This window comes from Massilia timonae (assembly GCF_001866515.1).
GTDB classification, from domain to species: Bacteria; Pseudomonadota; Gammaproteobacteria; order Burkholderiales; family Burkholderiaceae_D; genus Telluria; species Telluria timonae.
Genome location: NZ_JRYB01000001.1, coordinates 3,099,835 through 3,122,366, shown reverse-complemented (window position 1 = coordinate 3,122,366; position 22,532 = coordinate 3,099,835). Strand labels below are relative to the sequence as shown.

15 protein-coding genes are annotated in these 22,532 nt (G+C 66.3%); all 15 read right to left on the bottom strand.

The genetic code is table 11. From position 1 onward, the window contains the following. Window positions 1-74 precede the first annotated feature (74 nt). The 15 genes from pdeM to LO55_RS13325 all read right to left on the bottom strand — a co-directional run bounded on the left by pdeM (window position 75) and on the right by LO55_RS13325 (window position 22,530). A complete protein-coding gene (gene pdeM, locus LO55_RS13395) occupies window positions 75-725 on the bottom strand; it encodes a ligase-associated DNA damage response endonuclease PdeM (protein WP_071361831.1) in 651 nt (216 codons plus the stop codon). After that, window positions 722-3,181, bottom strand: coding sequence for a ligase-associated DNA damage response DEXH box helicase (locus LO55_RS13390; RefSeq protein WP_071361830.1), 2,460 nt, complete (start codon window positions 3,179-3,181; stop codon window positions 722-724). The genes pdeM and LO55_RS13390 overlap by 4 nt, the downstream gene beginning before the upstream one ends. Next, window positions 3,178-4,812 carry an ATP-dependent DNA ligase gene (locus LO55_RS13385; RefSeq protein ID WP_071361829.1) on the bottom strand — a complete coding sequence of 545 codons (1,635 nt, stop codon included), beginning with the start codon at window positions 4,810-4,812 and terminating at the stop codon, window positions 3,178-3,180. Before LO55_RS13385 ends, LO55_RS13390 begins: the two co-directional genes overlap by 4 nt. Continuing rightward, window positions 4,805-5,881: a ligase-associated DNA damage response exonuclease gene (locus LO55_RS13380; protein WP_071363786.1), complete on the bottom strand. Its 1,077-nt coding sequence runs from the start codon at window positions 5,879-5,881 to the stop codon at window positions 4,805-4,807. Before LO55_RS13380 ends, LO55_RS13385 begins: the two co-directional genes overlap by 8 nt. Window positions 5,882-5,890: 9 nt before the next feature. Continuing rightward, complete coding sequence (locus LO55_RS13375; protein ID WP_071361828.1) at window positions 5,891-7,603, bottom strand: RecQ family ATP-dependent DNA helicase; 1,713 nt, start codon at window positions 7,601-7,603, stop codon at window positions 5,891-5,893. 612 nt (window positions 7,604-8,215) lie between these two features. Continuing rightward, window positions 8,216-9,184: an IS1595 family transposase gene (locus LO55_RS13370; RefSeq protein WP_071361827.1), complete on the bottom strand. Its 969-nt coding sequence runs from the start codon at window positions 9,182-9,184 to the stop codon at window positions 8,216-8,218. A 165-nt stretch (window positions 9,185-9,349) separates the two neighbouring features. Continuing rightward, window positions 9,350-10,918 (bottom strand): alkyl hydroperoxide reductase subunit F, encoded by a 1,569-nt coding sequence (gene ahpF / locus LO55_RS13365; protein ID WP_005662711.1) that lies wholly within the window; start codon window positions 10,916-10,918, stop codon window positions 9,350-9,352. A 102-nt stretch (window positions 10,919-11,020) separates the two neighbouring features. Further along, a complete protein-coding gene (ahpC, locus tag LO55_RS13360) occupies window positions 11,021-11,584 on the bottom strand; it encodes an alkyl hydroperoxide reductase subunit C (protein ID WP_005662712.1) in 564 nt (187 codons plus the stop codon). Between the two features lie 234 nt (window positions 11,585-11,818). Then, entirely contained in the window at window positions 11,819-13,030 is a 1,212-nt protein-coding gene (locus tag LO55_RS13355; RefSeq protein WP_071361826.1) for a hybrid sensor histidine kinase/response regulator, read from the bottom strand. Then, window positions 13,027-13,632, bottom strand: a complete 606-nt coding sequence (locus tag LO55_RS13350; RefSeq protein WP_071361825.1) for a chemotaxis protein CheB — start codon at window positions 13,630-13,632, stop codon at window positions 13,027-13,029. The genes LO55_RS13355 and LO55_RS13350 overlap by 4 nt, the downstream gene beginning before the upstream one ends. Beyond that, window positions 13,629-14,420, bottom strand: coding sequence for a CheR family methyltransferase (locus tag LO55_RS13345; RefSeq protein ID WP_051205044.1), 792 nt, complete (start codon window positions 14,418-14,420; stop codon window positions 13,629-13,631). Before LO55_RS13345 ends, LO55_RS13350 begins: the two co-directional genes overlap by 4 nt. 35 nt (window positions 14,421-14,455) lie before the next feature. Next, window positions 14,456-17,938 (bottom strand): response regulator, encoded by a 3,483-nt coding sequence (locus LO55_RS13340; protein ID WP_071361824.1) that lies wholly within the window; start codon window positions 17,936-17,938, stop codon window positions 14,456-14,458. A 174-nt stretch (window positions 17,939-18,112) separates the two neighbouring features. Further along, window positions 18,113-20,650 carry an excinuclease ABC subunit UvrA gene (gene uvrA / locus LO55_RS13335; protein WP_071361823.1) on the bottom strand — a complete coding sequence of 846 codons (2,538 nt, stop codon included), beginning with the start codon at window positions 20,648-20,650 and terminating at the stop codon, window positions 18,113-18,115. A gap of 78 nt (window positions 20,651-20,728) precedes the next feature. Beyond that, the gene (locus LO55_RS13330; protein WP_071361822.1) at window positions 20,729-21,976 is read right to left on the bottom strand and encodes a glycosyltransferase; all 1,248 of its coding nucleotides are present in this window, start codon (window positions 21,974-21,976) and stop codon (window positions 20,729-20,731) included. A gap of 17 nt (window positions 21,977-21,993) precedes the next feature. Next, window positions 21,994-22,530: a pyridoxamine 5'-phosphate oxidase family protein gene (locus LO55_RS13325; RefSeq protein WP_071361821.1), complete on the bottom strand. Its 537-nt coding sequence runs from the start codon at window positions 22,528-22,530 to the stop codon at window positions 21,994-21,996. Window positions 22,531-22,532 lie beyond the last annotated feature (2 nt).

The following is a 22,532-nucleotide window of genomic DNA, read 5'->3' as shown; positions in this document are numbered from 1 at the left end:
TTACACCGCCTTCAGTTCCAGGAGACAGTACCTGTACGAAAGAGCCAGGTCCGTACGGTTACGAACCGATAGCCTCAGCGCACGGCGTGGACCGCATCGCCCGACGTCACGTAAATGCGGTCGCCCGGCCCCGGCTTGACCGCGTGGCCGCCGGTAAACGCGCCGAAGGACGGCAAGATCAGTCCCTGCTCGCCGACCACGAAACATGGCAGGCGCAGCGCATCGAAGCGGGTCGCCAGCACATACACCGGGTGCACGTGGCCGGCCAGGCCATAGCCGGGCGCGTCGACGCCGGGATGGTGGCAAAAGGCGAACGGCCCGATCGCATGCGGCTCGTCCACCAGCGCGATTCCCAGCGCCGCCGCCGGGTCGCCCGCATGCAGGTCGTGGTTGCCGCGCACCAGCATCAAGCCGAGATCCGGATGGCGCTGGCGCCAGGCCAGCATCGCCAGCTGGGTCGAGCTGGCGTGCGCGGCGCGCGCATGCAAGAAGTCGCCCAGGAAGGCCACCTGGCGCGCGCCGTGGGTGGCCACCAGGGCGTCGAGGCCGGCCAGGTTTTCCGAGGTCGTGCCGCGCGGCACCGGCACCCCGAGCGAACGGAAGGCGGCCGCCTTGCCGAAGTGGATGTCGGCGATGATCAGCATCCGTTCGCGCGGCCAATAGATCGCCTTCTCCGGCAACAGCAGGAGCGATTCGCCGGCCACCTGCACCATCGCGCCGCTCATGCCGCCGCCTTCTCGAGTTCGCGCAGCATGCGCGCCACGCGGTCATTGAGCTTCTCGGTGCTGACCTTTTCGCGGAAGCGCTCGACCATCAGGGCGAAACCGAATGGCGTCGCGCGCTTCACCTCGCGATAGGCGATCCGGCGCGCGTGCAGCTCGGCCAGCGTGTCGCGCAGGCGCGTCAGTTCGAGTTCCTGCTCCATCACCTCGCGCTCGGCCTGGGTGAGCAGCAGGTTGCCGGCATCGTGCTTGCGAAACACCTCGAAGAACAGCGAGGACGAGGCCTGCAGCTGGCGGTTCGACTTCGGCTGGCCCGGATAGCCCGAGAACACCAGGCCGGCGATCCGCGCCACCTCGCGAAAGCGCTGCTGCGACAGCTGGGTCGCGTTCAGGCTGTCGATCACGTCTTCCAGCAGGCGCGCCGTATCGAACAGGTCCACGCCGGCGCCGGTCGGCGCGTCGAACATGCGCGCCCAGTCGACCGGCTCGGGCGCCATCAGCTCGAAGCCGTAGTCGTTGATGGCGATCGAGAACGTGATCGGCTGCGCGCGGCCGACGCGAAAGGCGATCAGCGACGCCAGGCCCATGTGCACCGAGCGGCCCGCGAACGGATACATGAACAGGTGGTAACCCTCGCGGCTCTTCATCGACTCGAGCACCAGCACCTCGCTCGTGGGCAGCGCCGACCAGCGCTGCTGGATGGCGATCAGCGGCTCGATGGCGCGCATCTCGGGGCCGTCGAACACGCCCTGGTCCGCCAGGCGCAGCTCTTCCAGCGCGGCGTGGGCCAGCTCGTTCGACATCGGCATCTTGGCGCCCTGCCAGCGCGCGATGGCGCCGCGGCTGCCGCTGGCGCGCTTCACGAAGGCGGTCAGCTCGTGCACGCGCACGAATTCCAGGATGCGCCCGCCGAACAGGAAGCGGTCGCCGGGCTTGAGGCGCGAGATGAAGGATTCCTCCACGCTGCCAATGCGCCCGCCGCTCATGTACTTTACCTGGATCGTGGCGTCGGACATGATGGTGCCGATGCCCATCCGGTGCCGGCGGCCGATGGCGCTGTCGGGCACGCGGTAGACGCCCTCGTCGTCCGGCAACACGCGGCGGTATTCGGGATACACGGTCAGGCTCTGGCCGCCGCGCGCGACGAAGTCGAGCGCCCACTGCCATTCTTCCTCGGTCAGGTGGCGGTAGGACCAGGCCTGGCGCACCTCTTCATACAACTCTGCGGAGCGAAAGCCGCCGCCCAGCGCCACCGTCACCAGGTGCTGCACCAGCACGTCGAACGGTTTATTCGGCACGTAACGGCCTTCGATGCGGCGCGCGGCCACCGCCTTCTTCGCGCCGGCCGCCTCCAGCAATTCCAGGCTGTTGGTCGGCACCAGGGTCACGCGCGAGACCCGGCCCGGCGCATGGCCGCTGCGGCCGGCGCGCTGCAGCAGGCGCGCCACGCCCTTGGCGCTGCCGATCTGCAGCACGCGCTCGACCGGCAGGAAGTCCACGCCAAGATCGAGGCTGGCGGTGCAGATCACCGCCTTCAGGATGCCGTTCTTCAGGCCCAGCTCGACCCACTCGCGCACCTCGCGGTCGAGCGAGCCGTGGTGCAGCGCGATCACGCCGGCCCAGTCGGGCCGCGCCTCCAGGATGTTCTGGTACCAGATCTCGGCCTGCGAGCGGGTATTGGTGAACACCAGCGTCGCCTCGTGCCCCTCGATCTCGGCGATCACCGGCTGCAGCATCTGCAGGCCCAGGTGGCCGCCCCAGGGAAAGCGCGAGACGTTTTCGGGGATCAGGCAGTCGACGACGATTTTCTTGCGCGTGTCACCCTCGACCAGGACGCCCGAATCGCTACCCAGCAGCACCTGGCGCGCGAGGTCGAGATTGCCCATCGTCGCCGACACGCCCCATACCAGCAGTTCGGGACGCCAGCGCCGCAGCCTGCTGAGGGCCAGCTGCACCTGCACGCCGCGCTTGCTGCCCATCAGCTCATGCCACTCGTCGACGATGACCATGTCGAGATGGCGGAACTGTTCGTGGGCGGCCGCATTGCTGATCATGAGCGACAGGCTCTCGGGCGTCGTCACCAGGGCCGCCGGCATGCTGCGCGTCTGGCGCGCCCGCTCGGCCGACTTGGTGTCGCCGGTGCGCGCGCCGATGCGCCACTCGGGCAGCAGCTCGGCGGCGGAATCCTCGAGCGCGCGCTGGGTGTCGGCCGCCAGCGCGCGCATCGGCGTGATCCACAGCACGCGCAAGCCCGCCCTGGCCCTTCCCGTGTCGAGGCCGGCGCGCTGCAGCGCCGCGAACCAGACCGCGAAGGTCTTGCCGGCGCCGGTATTCGCATGCAGCAGGCCCGATTCGCCCTTCAGCGCGGCCTTCCACACCGCGCGCTGGAAGGGAAAGGCGGTCCAGCCGCGGCTGGACAACCAGGTGTCGATGCGGGCGCTTACCGGATTACGGCTCATGCGGTGGCCGCCTCCAGCAAGCCCTTGAGCGTGTCGAGCGTATCGGCTTCTTCCACCGGCTTGTCAAGACGCCGGCGCAGGATGCGCGGAAAGCGCACCGCGATCCCCGCCTTGTGGCGCGGCGACAGCGCGATGCCCTCGAAGCCGATCTCGAACACCATGGTCGGCTTGACCGAGCGCACCGGGCCGAATTTCTCGATGGTCGTGCGCCGGATCGTGTTGTCGACCTGGGCGATCTCGGCGTCGGTCAGGCCCGAATAGGCTTTCGCGAACGGCACCAGCTTGCGCTCGGCGCCTTCGCCATCCCACACGGCGAAGGTGTAGTCGGTGTACAGCGAGGCGCGCCGGCCGCTGCCCGGCTGGGCGTACAGCAGCACGGCGTCGATGGCGTAAGGGTCGATCTTCCACTTCCACCAGGTGCCGACGTCCTTGGTGCGGCCGACGCCATAGTGGGCCGTGCGGCTCTTGAGCATCATGCCTTCGACGCTGCGCGCGCGCGAGCCGGCGCGCAAGGTCGCCAGCGCTTCCCAGCTGTCGGCGTGGACCAGCGGCGACAGGCGCAGCTGCGGCTGGTCGAGCTTCGCCACCTCCACTTCGAGCAGCGCGCGCCGCTCGTGCTGCGGCAGGCCGCGCAGGTCGACGTCGTCGAGCTCCAGCAGGTCGTAGCAGCACAGCACGGCCGGCAGCTCGCCCAGCAGCTTGCTTGATAGGGTCTTGCGCCCGATGCGCTTCTGCAGGTCGGCGAAGGGCGACGGCATGTCGCACCCCGGCTGCCAGATCAGCACCTCGCCGTCGAGCACCATCCCGTCGGGCAGGCGCGCCGCCGCCAGCTCGGGGAAGCGTTCGGTGATCAGGTCTTCGCCGCGCGACCAGAGGAAGCTCTGGCCGTCGCGCCGCACCAGCTGCGCGCGGATGCCGTCGTACTTCCATTCGACCAGCCAGTCGTCCAGCTCGCCCAGGCTGGCCGGGTCGCCATTCAGTTGGTGCGACAGGAAGAAGGGGTAAGGCTGGCCGCCGCGCAGCTTGTGCTCTTCGTCGGACTGCTCGGCGATCAGTTGCAGGAAGCCTGTCGCAGTGGGCTTCACGCGGCCGTCGGTCCAGCCCATCAGGCGCTGGGCAATGAGCTTGCTGTCGACCGCCGCGATCGCCGCCAGCGCGCGCGTCACCAGCAGCTTCGAGACGCCAACCCGAAAACCCCCGCCGATCAGTTTCACCAGCAGGAAGCGCTCGCGCCAATCCAGTTCGTTCCAGTACATGAACAGCGCCTCGCGGATGCGGCCCGGATCGGCGCCGCGCAAGGGTCCGATGCGCTGCTCCATCCACTCGGCCAGGCCGACGTCGGAGCGTTCGCCTGGCGGCGGCAGGATGTGGGCGATGGTCTCGGCGAAGTCGCCGACCGCGTGGTAGGACTCGTCGAACAGCCATTCGTCCAGGCCTGCGTATTCGATGGCATACTGGCGCAGCAGCTTGGTCGGCACCGCCTGGCGCGGCTTGCCGCCGGCCAGGAAGTAGACAGCCCAGGCGGCGTTCTCGGGCGCGGCATTGGCGAAGTAACCCTGCAGCGCGTCGAGCTTGCGGGTGGTCGACGTGGTTTCGTCGAGGTCGGCGTACAGGCGCGCGAATTCACGCATCGGCGTCTCCGCTGGAAGCTTCCTGCGCCGCTTCCCTCGATGCCGCCGCGCCGGCCGGTGGCGATGGCTGCTCCACTGCGTCGTCCTCTTCCTCGTCGCCATATTCGGTCTCGAAGCCCGACGCATCCAGCCCGTTCTGGCACAGCCAGCGCACCAGGATCGGGATCGAGCCGTGGGTGACGATCACGCGTTCGGCCTCGGTCGATTTGATGGCGCTCATCAAGCCTGGCCAGTCGGCGTGGTCGGACAGCACGAAGCCGCGGTCGACGCCGCGCCGGCGCCGCGCGCCGCGCAGCAGCATCCAGCCGCTGGCGAAGGAATCGCTGTAGTCGCCGAAGCGCTTCATCCACGGCGAGCCGCTCGCGGACGGCGGCGCCACCACCAGCGCGCGGCGCAAGGAGGCCTTGTCGACGTCGCTCACCATCACGGTCGGCGGAATCTCGACGCCTTCCGCGCGGTAGGCGCGGTTGAGCGGCTCGACCGAGCCGTGGCAGACGATGGGACCGATCGATGGATCGAGCCCGGCCAGGATGCGCTGCGCCTTGCCGAAGGAATAGGCGAACACCACGCTGCAGCGGCCCTCCTCGGCGTTCTTGCGCCACCAGGCGTTGATCTCGTCCATCACCTGCTGCTCCGGCTGCCAGCGGTAGATCGGCAGGCCGAAGGTCGATTCAGTGATGAAGGTGTCGCAGCGCACCGGCTCGAACGGCGCGCAGGTCTTGTCCGGTTCGACCTTGTAGTCGCCCGACGCCACCCAGACATCGCCGCCGCACTCCATGCGCACCTGGCTTGACCCCAGCACATGCCCGGCCGGGTGCAGCGAGATCGTCACGCCATTGTGGGTGACACGCTCCCCATACTCGAGCGCATCGACCGAGATGTCGCCCAGGCGCGACTTGAGCACGCCGATGCCGGGCGCCGCCGCCAGGTAGTGGCCGTGGCCGACGCGCGCGTGGTCGCCGTGGGCGTGCGTGATGACGGCGCGCGCCACCGGCCGCCACGGGTCGATATAGAAATCCCCCGGCACGCAGTACAGCCCCTCCTTGCGGACGACGACCATGTCTCCCATCGGCATCCCTTACGCTTCCACCTGTTCGAGGAAGTCGGCCATGAAGCTGCGGCTCTCCCCATCCGGGAAGTCGACCGTGACCTGCTCGCCGGCGATGGCGACCACCACCCCTTCGCCAAACTTGGCCGACCTGGCGCGCGCGCCGACCTCGAATTTAGGCTTGACCGGCTCGGGCGCCGGCTCGCGATCGAACTCATCGTCGCGGATGACGATGTCCTCGGTCAGGCTCATGGCCGGCGGGTTGAGGCAGTTATCGCACTTGCAGCACTTCTCGAAACCGGGCGCCTGGTCGCCGAAGTAATCGAGCAGCAGCTTCCAGCGGCAAAAGCCGCTCACCGCGTAGCTCACCATCTGGTCCAGCGCGTCCTTGTCGCGCTCCTGCTTCTGCACATACACATGGGCCAGGCGCGCATACACGCCGGGGCGCGGCTCGGATGCGCTGGGCAGGTATTCCAGCTTGCGGTTCTGGCGCACCAGCTTGGCGTCCTTGAGCAGCTTGAGGCAGACCTTGATATTCGACTCGGCGATGTCTTCCAGCGCCTGTTCGAGACGGCGGCCCGTCACGGGACCGTCCTCGTGCAGGGTGCGCACGGTCTCGTGCACCAGCTGCAGCTCTTGCGCATCCGGATAGTGCTTGACCAGGAAGAACTGCTGGATGCGCTTGTCGTCCTGCAGGAACAGCAGGGTGCATTCGGCGTCCAGGCCGTCGCGGCCGGCGCGGCCCGATTCCTGGTAATAGGATTCGAGGTTGGCCGGGATCTGCAGGTGGATCACGAAGCGGGTATCGCTCTTGTCGATGCCCATGCCGAAGGCATTGGTGGCCACCATCACGCGCCGCTCGCCCTCCATGAACAGGTCCTGGTTCATCTTTCGCTCGGCTGCCGACAGCTTGCCATGGTAGAGCGTGACCGATTCGCCGGCTTCTTCGAGCACGGCCAGCATCTCCTCGGCCACCTTGACAGTGGCGGCGTACACGATGCCGACGCCCGGCGTCTCCTGCACCAGGCGCAGCGCCTCCTGGTATTTCTCCCTGGCGCTGGTGACTTGCCGCACGCGGTAATGCAGGTTGGGCCGGTAGATGCCGGTATTGATCACGTTCAGCTTGCGGCCCAGCTGCTTGCCGATGTCGGCGATCACCTCGTCGGTGGCGGTGGCCGTGAGCGCCAGCACCGGCGGGCGGCCGATCGCCTCGATCGCGGCGGCCAGGCCAATATAGGCCGGGCGGAAGTCGTGGCCCCATTGCGAGATGCAGTGCGCCTCGTCGATCACGACGATGTCGAGCGTGACCTTGCGCAGCACGTCGATGAACTCGGGCGAGACCAGGCGTTCCGGCGTGCAGAACACGATTTCGCAGGATTCGCTGGCGATCGCCTCGAGCGCGGCATGTTCTTCTTCGGCGGACAAGCTGCTGTTGACCTGGACCGAGCGGATGCCGATCTCTTCCAGCTTCTCGAGCTGGTCCTTCATGAGGGAGATGAGCGGCGAAACAACGACCGTGATCCCCTCCAGCATCTTGGCCGGGATCTGGTAGCACAGCGACTTGCCGCCGCCGGTAGGCATGATGGCCAGGGTGTCCTTGCCGTCGAGCACGCTGTCGATCACGCGCTGCTGGCCTTCGCGCAGCTGCGCGATGCCGAACACGGCGTTCAGGAGGCGTCGGATGGTATTGCGGCGCACGGCGAGCAGGCCGCGGTGCATGAGGGTGGGATCGTGTCGGGTCATGATGACGCCGACTTTATTAGTACGGCGACAACTCGACTATAGGACGCCACCTACTTCAAGCGTAGGAGGTCAACTTTTGGCGGGGTCGTCACGTTATGGGTGTAGTGCCACGGCTACTTGTGTCAATTGTGCGACACAAATTCTCGACAAGGTTTAGTCCTACAACCCGACGGATATTTGACCGATGCCGGGTGTCCAGCTAGACATTTACTATTGTGACCATCATTCACCTATCCGCCATCTTCAGGAGAACCATCATGTCGCGCCGCCCTATGACCTGGACCGCAGTCCACCTGGCCCTTGCCAGCGCGGCCACCTGGTTCCTGCTGGAGTCCGGCGCGCTGTCGTCGGCGTTGCTGTTCTCATTCCACTGAGTTTCTGGCAAGTAGCGTCGATACGTCGTTCCCGCCCTCGCCGGGCGCCTTGGCGGGAACCTAAGCTTGCCTGTACAGCCACATCATCACGCCGCTGCGGTACGCGTCAGACTTGGATTCCCGCCAAGGCGCCCGGCGAGGGCGGGAAGTCATTTCTGCCAGTGGCAGAAATGACCGGTTGAAAGTGCGGGGCGAAATATAGCCGCAACGGGCAGCATAAAAAAAGGCGCTGTCATCGTTATCTGTTGATGACCCCGAATGCAATACGCAGTAGTTGCTCGACAGAAGTGACTCGCCCGCCATCGAGCGCCCACTGCCAGCCCAGATAATTGGGCAGCCAGCGTGACGCCACGCCATGAAAGCGCGCCAGCCATTCCTTGAACCGTCGGTGATAGGCGTTGACGTTTTGAACGTGGATGGCGCCCTCGGTGCCGTTGCGGACTCGTTCCCCGACACTGAGATTGACAGCCTGGTGTGCGATACCATGGGCACGGGCGAAGGCGGAGTAGACGGCGTTGGCGTCGGTGACCAGCAGCGCCTGCGAATCGAGTTTCGGCAGCAGGTGTTTCACCAGCTGGGCCACCTTCAGGGCGCCGCGGCCGGTGACGGCGTCGATGGTCTGGCCGCTGCGGTCGCGCGCCACCAGGATGCAGTCGAGGTGATGCGAAATGCCGCGCAGGGCAGCCCTGCCGCCGCGCTTGCGCGACTGGCGATCGAGCTTGCGGGCACCCTTTTGCGATTCGAGCAGGTACATTTCGTCGGCCTCGACGATGCCGACCAGGCGCTCGGGCCGGTCGTCCTTGACCCGGTCGAGGAAGCGGTGACGCCAGCGGAAGGTCGTGTTGCGGTGCACGCCGACACGCTTGGCCGCGGCGCGGACTGTGCGGGAGTCGAGCACCGTTTCCAGATAGTCGAGCCACTTGCTCTTGTGCCTGAGCCGCGCCAGCGGCGTGCCGGTCAGGTCGTTGAAGGTGCGGCAGCATGCACGACAGCGAAAGCGCTGCAAGTCGTTGGCCTGGCCATGCCGGTGGCAACGCTCGCAGGCGCAACGAGGACAGCGCCTCGCGCTCGAGCGGATCTCGCCGATGAGGGCGATCACCCTGTCGAGCCCGGCTGCAGGATGCAGTGCCGCCAGCACTTGCTGGCGTTGCGGCTGGTTCAGCAGCGCCAGCTGGGCAAACAGCTTCTCGAACTTCGGCGCTTGCATGGCGCGCTCCCCGATCGATGCGACCGGGATTGGACCGCGAGTCAGCTCAACAGTTCAATGCTCATCCATATCTAACGAGTACAGCGCCTAAAAAAACGCCGCGTCCCACAGGGAGGCGGCGTTTGTGTTTCTGCAGTGGCGGGCCGTGAAGCCCGCCATCATTCGTCAAGCAGCTTTCTGCTCTTCCTCTTCCACCGGCAGACGGATCAGGTGGTCAAAAGCGGCCAGCGATGCCTTGGCGCCCTCGCCCACGGCGATCACGATCTGCTTGAACGGCACCGTGGTCACGTCGCCGGCGGCGAACACGCCCGGCAGCGAAGTGTGGCCGCGGGCATCGACTTCGATCTCGCCGTGCGCCGACAGGTCGATCGTACCCTTGAGCCATTCGGCGTTCGGCACCAGGCCGATCTGCACGAACACGCCTTCCAGGTCCAGCTTGTGCAGTTCGCCGGTATTGCGGTCCTTGTAGCTCAGGCCGTTGACGATCTTGCCGTCACCGTGGATCTCGGTGGTCTGGGCCGACTTGATCACCTTGACGTTCGGCAGCGAGTAAAGCTTGCGCTGCAGGACCGCATCGGCGCGCAGTTCATTGCCGTATTCGATCAGGGTCACTTCCTTGACGATGCCCGCCAGGTCGATCGCCGCCTCGACGCCGGAGTTGCCGCCGCCGATCACCGACACACGCTTGCCCTTGAACAGCGGACCGTCGCAGTGCGGGCAGTACGCCACGCCGTGGTTCTTGTACTCCTTCTCGCCCGGCACGTTGATCTCGCGCCAGCGCGCGCCGGTCGCCACGATCACGGTCTTCGACTTGAGCACCGCGCCGCTCTCGGTATGCACTTCGATCATCTTGCCGCCCACCAGCTTGCTGGCGCGCTGGGTGTTCATGATGTCGACGTCATATTCCTTGACGTGTTCTTCCAGGGCGACGGCGAATTTCGGACCGTCGGTGGCCTTCAGCGACACGAAGTTCTCGATCGCGAGGGTGTCCAGCACCTGGCCGCCGAAGCGGTCGGCCAGCACGCCGGTACGGATGCCCTTGCGAGCGGCGTAGATCGCGGCTGCCGCGCCGGCGGGGCCGCCGCCGACGATCAGCACGTCGAATGGGTCTTTCTGGCTCAGTTCAGCAGCCTTGCGCTCACCGCCCTTGACGTCGATCTTCGACAGGATCTCTTCGACGTTGGTGCGGCCCTGGCCGAAATGCTGGCCGTTCAGGAACATCATCGGCACGGCCAGGATCTGCTTGTCTTCCACTTCCTTCTTGAAGACGCCGCCATCGATCGTCACGACCTTGATGCGCGGGTTGATGACCGACATCGTGTTCAGTGCCTGCACGACTTCCGGGCAGTTATGGCACGACAGCGAGATGTAGGTCTCGAAAACGTAATCGCCGTCCAGGGCTGCGATCTGGTCGATGACGGCTTGTTCCAGCTTGATGGTGTGGCCGCCGACGTGCAGCAGGGCCAGCACCAGCGAGGTGAATTCGTGGCCCAGCGGGATGCCGGCGAAGCGCACGCCGATATCGGTGCCGACGCGGTTGATCGCGAACGACGGGGTACGCTCGTTGGCTTCCTGACGCACGGTGATCTTGTCGGACAGGGCTGCGATCTCGTTCAGCAGCTCGTCCATTTCGCGCGATTTTGGCGAATCATCCAGCGATGCAACCAGCTCAATCGGCTGCACCACTTTTTCCAGATAGGCTTGCAACTGTTTCTTGAGGGTTGCGTCCAGCATGATGTTTTTCCTTTGTTTATTTCACTTAACTTGCACAGACCGGGCGTGCAACGGGCCGCCGCAGCGGCCCGTTCACGGGTGCTACTTAACTACAGGTATTGCTTAGATCTTGCCGACCAGGTCCAGCGACGGGGTCAGGGTTTCTGCGCCTTCGGTCCACTTGGCTGGGCAGACTTCGCCTGGGTGCGAAGCGACGTACTGGGCTGCCTTGACTTTGCGCATCAGTTCCGAAGCGTCGCGGCCGATGCCGTTGTCGTGCACTTCCATGATCTTGATCTGGCCTTCCGGGTTGATCACGAAGGTGCCGCGCAGTGCCATGCCTTCTTCTTCGATCATGACTTCGAAGTTACGCGACAGGACGCCGGTTGGGTCGCCGATCAGCGGGTAGTTCACTTTCTTGATCGCGTCCGAGGTGTCGTGCCATGCCTTGTGAGCGAAGTGGCTGTCGGTCGAGACGCCGTACACATTGACGCCCAGCTTTTCGAATTCCGGCTGGAATGCGGCCAGATCTTCCAGTTCGGTTGGGCAGACGAAGGTGAAGTCTGCCGGGTAGAACATCACCACCGACCAGGTACCCTTGAAGTTCTCTTCGGTCAGGTCGATGAACTTGCCGTTGTGGTAAGCGGTTGCTTTGAACGGCTTGATCTGGGTGTTAATGAGGGACATGTAATCTCCTGTTTGGGGGTTGATGAAACGTATGACAAGCAGTTTACCGCCCTGCTCGTCGTTTGTGAAATTGATTGATTCGATATTCTTGATTGATTTTGGCTATCAGTCAAGTGCGGTGTTGCCGTCCTCATATAGGAAGGCTCGAAGCAAACCCGGACAGTGTGTCGTAAATGGCAAGCGGGTGCAACCGGCGTCTCTCCAGGACGCCACATGCACCCGCCTATGGATGGATCAAACGTCGGCTTCGGCGCACACCGGGACGTCGGTGCACGGCAGCACCAGGCTGAACACCGAACCTTCGCCGGGCTTGCTCGTCACGCGCAGTTCGCCGCCGTGCGAGATGGCCAGCTGGCGCGAGATGTACAGGCCCAGGCCCAGGCCTTTCGGCTCGCCGTTGCGGGCGCCCCGTTCGTAAGGCTCGAAGATGCGTTCCAGGTCGGACGAAGCGATGCCCTTGCCCTGGTCGCGCACGTCGATCCGCACCATGTCGCCGCTGCGCTCGACGCTGACCTCGACCGGCTGGCCGCAGCCATAGCGCAGCGCGTTGGTCAACAGGTTGACGATCACCTGCTCGACGCGGAATTCGTCCCAGCAGCCGGTCACGCCGTCGTGCGGGCGCAGGGTCAGCGAACTGCCGGTGGTGGCGGCCTGCAGCGACAGGTCGCTGACCACCCGTTCCAGCAGGTTCATCAGCTCGACCTGGGCCGGGCGGATCGACAGCTTGCCGCTGCGCATGCGCGAGACGTCGAGCATGTCGTCGATCAGCCGGATCATCGACTTGATCTGGCGCTCGTCGCGCTGGATCATCGCTTCCATCTGCTGGGCGCCGAAGGCGGCCGTGTTGCCGCGCTTGAGCTGCAGGCTGCGCATCTGCGTTTCCAGGAACAGCGTGTTGAGCGGCGTACGCAGCTCGTGCGCCACCAGCGACATGAATTCGTCGCGCATGCGCAGCGAGCGCTGCAGCTCCTGCTGGGTCTGGTTCAGCTCGCGCAGCAGCACCTCTTGCTCTTGCCGGCTCTGCTCCAGCGCCAGCATCTGGCGCCGCGTCTCGCGCCGCTGCTGGTCGAGCGCCACGAAGACGTTGACCTTGCTGCGCACCGCGTCGGCGTCGAGCGGCTTGTACATGAAGTCGACCGCCCCGCTCTCGTAGCCCTTGAAGGCGTAATCGAGTTCGCGCCCGGCAGCCGAGACGAACACGATCGGAATGTGGCGGGTGCGGGTGGTCGAGCGCATCACCTCGGCCAGCTCGAAGCCGTCCATGCCCGGCATCTGCACGTCGAGGATGGCCAGCGCGAACTCGTGCTCGAGCAGCAGCGCCAGCGCCTGTTCGCCGGACCCCGCCTGGTAGATGACGCGCTGGTCATGGCGCAGCAGCGCCTCGAGCGCCTGCAGGTTTTCCGGCAGGTCGTCGACGATCAGTATCTTGCTTGGGTCCTGGTTCATGGGGTCTCCAACAGGGGCAGCACGGCGCGGATGCCGGCCAGCGGCAGCACCAGGTGCGGGGCACAGCGCCGGATCGCCTCTTCGGGCATCGTACTGGCTTGTGCTTCTTCAGGGTCTTGGACGATGGTCAGGCCGCCGCGCTCGCGGATGCGGCACATGCCGTCGGCGCCGTCGTAATTGGCGCCGGTCAACAGTATACCCGCCAACGCCGGACCATACACGTCGGCGGCGGATTCCATCAGTATATCGATCGCCGGCCGGGCGAACTGCACCGGCGGCTCGCAGCTGAGCGAAAAGCTGCGGTCCTGTTCTATCGACAGGTGGTAGCCGGAACCGGCGAAATATACGGTGCCGGGCTGGATCGGTTCCTTGTCCTGCGCTTCGCGCACCGGCAGCACCGCGCGCAGGGCGAACAGCTCGGCCAGGCGGCTTTCGCGGTCCGGCGGCACGTGCAGGATGCAGGTCACGGCCGGGCCGAACCCGGCCGGCAGCGCCGGCACCAGGCCGACCAGCGCGTCGACGCCGCCGGCCGAGCCGCCGATGACGACCATCTCGATCCGGCGCGCACCCATGGCCGCGGCCAGTTGCTGTGCGGGGCTCATGGCGACACCTTGCGGAACAGGCGCTCGCGCTTGGCCAGCGCCTCGAAGCGGTCGGCGTAGCTGGAAAAGTCGATGCTTTCCTTGCTGCCCAGGCCCAGGAAGCCGCGGTGGCACAGCGAGTCGTGGAACAGCCCGAGCACGCGGTCCTGCAGGCGCCGGTTAAAGTAGATCAGCACGTTGCGGCAGCTGACGAAGTGGGTTTCCGAGAACACGCTGTCGGTCGACAGGCTGTGGTCGGCGAAGGTCACGTTGTCCATCAGGCTGCGCTCGAACAGCGCGCCGCCATAGGCGGCCGTGTAATAGTCCGAGAACGCGGCCTTCCCGCCGGACTTCTGGTAGTTCTCGGTGTACAAGCGCATGCGCTCCAGCGGGAACACGCCGCGCCGCGCCGCTTCCAGCGACTCGGGATTGATGTCGGTCGCATAGATGATGCTGCGCTCGAGCAGGCCCTCTTCCTTGAGCAGGATGGCCAGCGAATACACCTCCTCGCCGGTGCTGCAGCCGGCCACCCAGATCTTGAGCGACGGGTAGGTCTTGAGGAAAGGCGCCACCTGCTCGCGCACCGCCAGGAAGTACTCCGGGTCGCGGAACATCTCGGTGACGGGGATCGTCAGGTATTGCAACAACTGGGCGAAACCGTTCGGCTCGTGCAGCACCTTCGACTGCAGTTCCGACACCGTGTCGCATTCCATCTCGCGCATGGCGACCAGCACCCGGCGCTTCTGCGAAGCGCCGGTGTAGTCGCGGAAATCGTAGTTGTACTTCAGGTAGACGGCTTCGACGAGCATCCGCAGCTCGATGTCGAAGTCGCTCGGGGGTTGGCTCAAATTCGCTCCAGGGTAGGCATCCAGACCCGCAACAGCGAGTACAGGCGGGAGAGGTCAATCGGTTTGGCCAGGTAATCGTTGGCGCCGGCGGCCAGGCACTGCTCCTGGTCGTCCTTCATGGCCTTGGCGGTGATGGCGATGATCGGCAGGCGGTCGAAGCGGCCGTCGGCGCGAATGCGGCGCGTCGCTTCCAGGCCATCCATGCCCGGCATCATGATATCCATCAGCACCAGGTCGATCCCCGGCACTTCATCCAGTTTCGCAATCGCTTCGAATCCATTCCGGCCAACTTCGATCTTCGCCCCGCGCTGCTCCAGCGCGGAGGTCAAGGCGAACACATTGCGCACGTCGTCGTCGACCAGCAGGATGGTGCGGCCTTCGAACACGCGGTCGCGTCCGCGCACCGCCTTGAGCATGCTCTGGCGCTCGGTCGACAGCTCGGACTCCACCTTGTGCAGGAACAGCGTCACTTCGTCCAGCAGGCGCTCCGGCGAGCGCGCGCCCTTGATGATGATCGAGCGCGAATAGCGCAGCAGTTCGGCCTCTTCGTCGCGCGTGAGGTTGCGGCCGGTGTACACGATCACCGGCGGGAACGAGCACAGCTCTTCATGCGACATGCGCTCGAGCAGCTCGCCGCCCTGCATGTCGGGCAGCTTGAGGTCGATGATCATGCAGTCGAAGACTTCGTTCTTCAGGTGCGTGAGCGCCTCGCTGGCGGTGCCCACGGCCGCGATCTCGACGTCGTCGTCGGCGATCAGGGCCACCACGCTCTCGCGCTGGCGCTCGTCGTCCTCGACCAGCAGCACGCGCTTGATCTTCTGGCTCGATTTCTCCTGCAGCTTGCGGAACACGTCCTCCAGCTCTTCGCGGCTGGTCGGCTTCAATGCATAGCCGATGGCGCCCAGGTGCAGCGCTTCGCCGCCGTTCTCGATGCTCGAGATGACGTGCACCGGAATGTGGCGGGTCGACGGATTGTCCTTCAGTTGCTGCAGCACGGTCAGGCCCGAGCGGTCCGGCAGCCGCACGTCCAGCAGCACGGCGTCCGGACGCTGGCTGACGGCCAGCGCCAGGCCCTCGTCGGCGCTCATCGCCACCAGGCAGCGATAATCGAGTTCGCGCGCCAGGTCGTACAGGATGCGCGCGAACGGTGCCTCGTCCTCCACCACCAGCACGGTGCGGCGGCCGTCGGCCGGCTTGTCGCGGTCGTCCGGGAAGCTGTTGACCGGCTCAAGGCTGGCCGCGGGCGCGGCGGACGCCGGAGCGCTCGGCGCCGGCGCCGGCGCGTAATGCGGCAGCGGGGCCGAGGCGACCGGCAGCTCGGCCGGCGCCGGCACCGCCGGGATCCCGCGCGGCAGGACCAGGGTGAACACGCTGCCCTCGTTCGGCGCGCTCGACACGGCCACGCTGCCGCCCAGCAGGCGGGTCAGGTCGCGCGTGATCGACAGGCCCAGGCCGGTGCCGCCGAAGCGGCGGCTGGTGGTGCCGTCGGCCTGGTGGAAGGCGTCGAAGATCTTGTCCTGCTGGTCGGGCGCGATGCCGATGCCGGTGTCCTGCACGCGGAAGGCGATGTCGCCCTCGGGCGTGGTCGACACCGACAGGCTGACCGCGCCGACCTCGGTGAACTTCACCGCATTCGACAGCAGGTTCTTGAGGATCTGCTCCATGCGCTGGCGGTCGGTGTGCAGGCTGGCCGGCACGCCCGGCTCGACGGCGATCCTGAACTCGAGCTGCTTCTGGCGCGCCAGCGGCTCGAAGGTGCGCGCCAGGCCCTCGACCACGCGCCGCACCGGCACGTCTTCCGGCACCAGTTCCAGCTTGCCCGCCTCGACTTTCGAGATGTCGAGGATGTCGTTGATCAGCTGCAGCAGGTCGTTGCCGGCCGAGTAGATCGTCTGGGCGAAGCGCACCTGTTCGTCGGACAGGTTGCCGCTGGTGTTGTCGGCCAACAGCTTGGCCAGGATCAGGGAGCTGTTCAGCGGCGTGCGCAGCTCGTGCGACATATTGGCCAGGAATTCGGACTTGTAGCGGCTCGCGCTTTCGAGTTCGACCGCGCGCTGGTGCAGCTGCTCCTGGGCCGATTGCAGGGCCGAGTTCTTCATGTCCAGGTTCAGCGCCTGCTCGGCCAGCTGGTCGTTGGTGGTGCGCAGCTCGGCCTGCTGGTTTTCCAGCGCCGACTGCGACTCTTCCAGCGCGCGCGACTGTTCTTCCAGCTCTTCGTTGGCGGTGCGCAGCTCTTCCTGCTGCACCTGCAATTCCTCGTTCAGGGTCTGGCTCTCTTCCAGCGCGTCCTGCAGGCGCTGGCGGTACAGCACCGCGGCCATGGCGGCGCCGACCGATTGCGCGATGAAGCCCAGGAATTCGCGGTCGCGCTGCTCCACCGGACGCAGGAAAGCGATCTCGAACACGCCCTTGACCTTGCCGTGGTTGTGGAACGGCGCGATGACCACGGCGCGCGGCGGCGTGTCGCCCAGGCTCGAACTGACCTTGATGTAGTCGGGCGGCAGCTGGTCGAGCACCATCAGGCGGTTCTCTTCGGCGGCCTTGCTGGCCAGCGTGGCGCCCGGCGCGATGATCTCGGCGCGCTCGGTGTCCGTATGCTTGAAACCATAGGCGCCGATGCGGCGCATCGCGCCGTCGTCGCTGCGCACGTACATGGCGCCGATCACGCCGTCGAGGTATTTGACCACGTAGGGCAGCACGGCCTCGGCCAGCGGCTCCAGGTTGATCTGGCCGGCGCTGCGCACATTGAGTTCGTTCTGGCCGGTGCGCAGCCAGTCCTGGTGGCGCAGCTTGTCGTTGTGCTCGGCCTCGTGCCGCAGCACCTCGTTATAGGTGTCGGACAGGCGCACCAGCTGGCGCCGGCCGAAGGCGGCCAGGCTGCCGCCGACGATCGCGGACAGGAGCAGGAAGGCCGCCACCGACCAGAACGTGGTGGTGCGCGCCGAATCGCTGCGTTCCTGCAGCAGGCGCATCTCGGAGGCCAGCACCAGGTCGAAGTTGCGGCGCATCTCGTCGGTCAGCGCCTTGCCGCGGCCGCTTCTCACGGCATCGAGATAGCTGACGTCATTGGCCCGGCGGCGATCGATCATCTCCTGGGCGAAGGCTTCCCATTGCTTCTGGATCTGGGTGATGCGGGTCAGCCGCTCGGCCTGGGCGAGGTTATCCTCGACCAGTTCGCCCAGCGACTCCAGGCTGGACGCCATGCGCTGCCTGGACAGGACGTAGGGAGAAAGAAATTCCTCGTCGCCCGCCAGCAGGTAGCCGCGCATGCCCGATTCCATCTCGGCCGACAGCTTGCGGATTTCATGGGCGCCGCCGATGACTTTCTGGGAATGCTCGACCCAGGTCAGGCTGTTGATCAGGTAGGCGATGATGCCCACAAACACGATCGCGCTAACAATACTCATGCCCAGCGGCAGCGCGACGTTACGGGTGAGAATGCGGCGAAACTCGCTGTTTTCGATGGTTGGACCGGCCATGCCTGTTGTTCTGTTAGAAAAAAAATATCCTAAGTGTAACGCAAACGTGAAATTTCGCGCACACGAAAGCGGCACGGTCGTGCGCAAGCGCGTCCCGGCTGGCGAAGGAACGATCTTATCAAAATGCACACAAAACCGGCGCACCGCTCGGCTCGCCGGTTTCTATTACTCTCATTAAATTATCTGCGCAGCCAGGTAGCGCGCAGTGCGACTTTTCTTGTTGCGTGCGACTTCCTGGGGTGGACCGGACGCCACCACCGAACCGCCTTCGTCGCCGGCGCCGGGGCCGACGTCGATCACCCAATCGCTGCCGGCCACCACCCGCATCGTGTGCTCGACCACGATCACGGTGTTGCCGGCATCGACCAGGCGGTTCAATTGCACCATCAGGCGGTCGGCGTCGACCGGGTGCAGGCCGGTGGTCGGCTCGTCCAGTACATACAGGGCATTGCCGCGCGTGGCGCGCTGCAGTTCGGAGGCCAGCTTGATGCGCTGCGCTTCGCCGCCGGAGAGTTCCGTGGCCGGCTGGCCCAGGCGCAGGTAGTCCAGGCCGACCTCGTTCAGCACTTCCAGCGAGCGCTCGACCAGTGGTTCGTCCTTGAAGAAGTCGATCGCTTCGCCCACCGTCATGCCCAGCACCTCGGCGATGTTCTTGCCGCGATACGTCACCTCCAGCGTCTCGGCGTTGTAGCGCGCCCCCTCGCAGGTCGGGCACGGCGCATAGACGCTGGGCAGGAACAGCAGCTCGACCATCACGAAACCTTCGCCGGCGCAATGCTCGCAGCGCCCCTTGGCGACGTTGAACGAGAAGCGGCCGGCGTCATAGCGGCGCTTCTTCGCAACCTTGGTGGCGGCAAACAGCTTCCTCACCTGGTCGAACAGGCCGGTGTAGGTCGCCAGGTTCGAGCGCGGCGTGCGGCCGATCGGTTTCTGGTCGACCCGCACCAGGCGCCGCACGCCCTCCATGCCGGACACGATGCGGCCCTCGAGCGGCAGTTCCTCGTCGCGTTCCAGATCCGGCTCGTCCGGCTGCTCGTCCTGCGCCGCCCCGCCCTGGCCCAGGGCCTGGCCCACCAGTTCGACCAGCACCTGGCTCACCAGGCTCGACTTGCCGGAACCGGACACGCCGGTCACGCTGGTCAGCACGCCGAGCGGGAAGGCGACTTCCAGGTCGTTCAGGTTGTTGCGGTGGATGCCCGCGAGCGTCAGCCAGCCGCTCGGTTCGCGCGGCGTGCGCTGCGGCGGCGGCGCTTCGCCGAACAGGTAGCGCCGGGTCTGCGACTTCTCGATCTTGCGCAGCCCGTCCGGCACGCCGCTGTATAACACCTGGCCGCCACGCTCGCCGGCCAGCGGGCCGACGTCGACCAGCCAGTCGGCCTGCCGGATCACGTCCAGCGCGTGTTCGACCACGAACAGCGAGTTGCCGGCCGCCTTCAGCTGGGCCAGCGCGTCGAGCAGGGCTTCGGTGTCGGCCGGATGCAGGCCGCTCGATGGCTCGTCCAGCACGTAGACCACGCCGAACAGGCTTGATCGCACCTGCGTCGCCAGGCGCAGGCGCTGCAACTCGCCCGGCGACAGGGTCGGCGTGCTGCGCTCCAGCGCCAGGTAGCCCAGGCCCAGCGCCAGCAGCACTTCCAGGCGCGCCGCCAGGTCGGCGGCGATGCGGCGGCGCACGATCAGCTGCTCGTTGTGCAGGTGGCCGTCATCCTTGTCCTTGCCCTGTGCGTAGGGCTGGAGCAGCTCGGCCAGGCGCGCCAGCGGCAGGCGCGAGATCTCGGCGATGTCGTGGCCGGCGAAGGTGACCGACAGCGATTCGCGCCGCAGGCGCTTGCCTTCGCATTCCGGGCAGGCGGTGCTGACCATGTAGCGCGCCACGCGCTTCTTCATCGAGGCGCTTTCGGTATTGGCGAAGGTCTGCATCACGTAGCGCCGCACGCCGGTGAAGGTGCCCTGGTAACTGGGCGTGTCCTTGCGCTTCAATGCCGCCTTCGTTTCCTTCGGGCTCAGGCCGGCGTACACCGGCACCGTCGGGTTCTCGTCCGTGTACAGGATCCAGTCGCGGTCCTTCTTCGGCAGCTCGCGCCATGGGGTGTCGACGTCGTAACCGAGGGTGACCAGGATGTCGCGCAGGTTCTGGCCATGCCAGGCCGGCGGCCAGGCGGCGATCGCCCGCTCGCGGATGGTAAGGCTGTCGTCCGGCACCATCGACTGTTCGGTCACGTCGTAGATGCGGCCCAGGCCCGAGCAGCGCGGGCAGGCGCCCTGCGGGGTATTCGGCGAGAACGATTCGGCATACAGCAGCTCCTGCCCTTGCGGATAGTCGCCGGCGCGCGAATACAGCATGCGCAGCGAATTGCTCAGGGTGCTGACGCTGCCGACCGAGGAGCGCGCGGTCGGCGTGCCGCGCTGCTGCTGCAGGGCGACGGCCGGCGGCAAGCCCTCGATCTCGTCGACCTCGGGCACCGGCATCTGGTGGAACAGGCGGCGCGCATAGGGCGAGACCGATTCCAGGTAGCGCCGCTGGGCTTCGGCGTACAGGGTGCCGAAGGCCAGCGACGACTTGCCCGAGCCGGAGACCCCGGTAAACACCACCAGCTGTCCGCGCGGGATGTCGAGGTCGACGTTCTTCAGATTGTGTTCGCGCGCGCCGCGCACGTGGACGTAGCCGTCTTCGGCCATGTTTTTTTTCTTGTTGGAAGTTTTGTTGGGCATCTGCCCTCCGGCATGATCGAGAATGCCTCATTGGACGCCTGCCATCGCCCGACGTCGGTGCGCTTGCCAACAATGCGGTCAAGCCAGGGTTTCCAGGCGCGCACAGACCCCATCGACCCCGCCCTGCCCCGCGAAGCGCGCGGCGAGCGCGGCGCTCTGCGCCGCGACCTGCGTATTCCCCACCACCTTTTGCAAGACATGCGCCATACGCTCCGGCGTGACGCGCGCCGCATGCAGGCTGGCGCCGGCGCCCATCGCCACCACCCGGGCCGCATTGTCGAACTGGTCGTGGGCCAGCGGCACGACCAGTTGCGGCGTGCCCGCGCGCAAGGCTTCGGCCGTGGTGCCGATGCCGCCGTGATGGACCAGGGCTGCCACGTGGGGCAGCAAGGCTTTGAGCGGGACGTACTCCTGCCAGCAGATATTGGGCGCTAGCGGGGCCGGCAACTGTTCGATGTGCGGCGTCAGGAACACCGCGCGCAGGCCGAGCTGGGTCACCGCCTGCGCCGCCGCCTCGAAATAGCCGCGCGCCTGGCGGTTGCCGGTGCCGGGCGTGAACACGACCGGCGGCGCGCCGCCGTCCAGAAAAGCGCGCAGCTCGACGCTCGGCGCGGCATTCGGGTCCGGGTCGTAGAGCGGGAAGCCGGCCTGGTAGAGCGGCCGGGGCCAGTCCGGCGGCGGCGCGGCGAACCAGTCGGGGAACAGGGCCAGCGACAGGTCGGGGATGGACGGGATGGTATCGACCATGCTGTCGACTTGCGGCAAGCCCCGCTCCACGCGCGCCGTGTTCAGGCTGGGCAGCGCCACCGGGTCGAGGAAGCGCGCCGCCAGCGCACGCCACAGCCAGCGGCGCGCGCCATGCGGCACCCAGCTGGGCACCGGCCAGGGACCGAGCAGCAGCGGATCGTGCACGGTCGGCAGGTTGGAAGGCGCCAGCCAGGCCGCCGCGATCTTCAGGCCAGGACAGGCATGGCGGCACAGGTCGGCTTCCGGCAAGGCCAGCGGATGCACCAGCAGCACGCGCCGCTCGTTCGGCTGTTTGCGGGCAAGCGCCTCGACCACCGGCGGCAGCTGCGCCATCGCCGGCCGCGTCGCTTCCCACACCACGGCCAGGCCGCGGGTGGCGTGCCACAAGTCGGGATGGTCGAGCACGGCCATATCGGCCGGCAAGCCGTGGAAAGTGAGTCCGGCCGCCTTGACATACTGCGCATGCTGCTGCGGGCCGAGGAAATCGACCCGGTTGCCGCGCTCGCGCAGTGCGCGGCCGATCCAGAGGAAGGGAAACAGGTCGCCGGCCGAGCCGATCGTCGCCAGGATGAAATGCACCCGCCCTCCTCCTTATATTAGAAGGACAGTGTACCTTCGATCGAATCGTCGAGCGTCTTGCCGATCACCGCGCCGACCGCGACCTTGACGCCGGCCACCGCATCGCCATGCTTGTTGTCCCAGTAATAGCCTGACTTGGGCGTGATCTTGATGACGGTGATGCGCGGATCGTCCTCGCCCTCGGTGAACCAGGTCTTGAGCATCGAGTTCCACAATTGCTTGATGCGCGCCTTGTCTTGCGAGATCTCGGCGTGGCCGTCCAGTTCCAGGAAGCCGGAATGCTTGCCCGACTGGAAGAACAGCTTGACGCTCGGATTGGCCTGCAATTCCTGGTTCTTGTGGCTGTCGACGCTGCTGAGGAACCAGATGGCGCCGGCGTCGTCGGTCTCGCGCACGCTCATCGGGCGCACGCCGCGGCTCGGGCCCTGGCCATTGCCGGTGCAAAAGAAGCACGAATCGGCGTCGTCGATCATGTCCTTGATGCGCTCGATCGCGTCCACGCCGGCCAGGTCGCGGCGGTTTTCTTCGGGTTGGTTGCGGTTGATGGAATCCATTG

Coding starts and splice junctions, on each gene's coding strand:
- ahpF (WP_005662711.1), bottom strand. CDS start 10,918: ATGCTGGACGCAACCCTCAAGAAACAGTTGCAAGCCTATCTGGAAAAA.
- LO55_RS13375 (WP_071361828.1), bottom strand. CDS start 7,603: ATGACCCGACACGATCCCACCCTCATGCACCGCGGCCTGCTCGCCGTG.
- LO55_RS13345 (WP_051205044.1), bottom strand. CDS start 14,420: ATGCTCGTCGAAGCCGTCTACCTGAAGTACAACTACGATTTCCGCGAC.
- LO55_RS13380 (WP_071363786.1), bottom strand. CDS start 5,881: ATGGGAGACATGGTCGTCGTCCGCAAGGAGGGGCTGTACTGCGTGCCG.
- uvrA (WP_071361823.1), bottom strand. CDS start 20,650: ATGCCCAACAAAACTTCCAACAAGAAAAAAAACATGGCCGAAGACGGC.
- LO55_RS13340 (WP_071361824.1), bottom strand. CDS start 17,938: ATGGCCGGTCCAACCATCGAAAACAGCGAGTTTCGCCGCATTCTCACC.
- ahpC (WP_005662712.1), bottom strand. CDS start 11,584: ATGTCCCTCATTAACACCCAGATCAAGCCGTTCAAAGCAACCGCTTAC.
- LO55_RS13355 (WP_071361826.1), bottom strand. CDS start 13,030: ATGAACCAGGACCCAAGCAAGATACTGATCGTCGACGACCTGCCGGAA.
- LO55_RS13325 (WP_071361821.1), bottom strand. CDS start 22,530: ATGGATTCCATCAACCGCAACCAACCCGAAGAAAACCGCCGCGACCTG.
- LO55_RS13370 (WP_071361827.1), bottom strand. CDS start 9,184: ATGCAAGCGCCGAAGTTCGAGAAGCTGTTTGCCCAGCTGGCGCTGCTG.
- LO55_RS13350 (WP_071361825.1), bottom strand. CDS start 13,632: ATGAGCCCCGCACAGCAACTGGCCGCGGCCATGGGTGCGCGCCGGATC.
- LO55_RS13390 (WP_071361830.1), bottom strand. CDS start 3,181: ATGAGCCGTAATCCGGTAAGCGCCCGCATCGACACCTGGTTGTCCAGC.
- LO55_RS13385 (WP_071361829.1), bottom strand. CDS start 4,812: ATGCGTGAATTCGCGCGCCTGTACGCCGACCTCGACGAAACCACGTCG.
- pdeM (WP_071361831.1), bottom strand. CDS start 725: ATGAGCGGCGCGATGGTGCAGGTGGCCGGCGAATCGCTCCTGCTGTTG.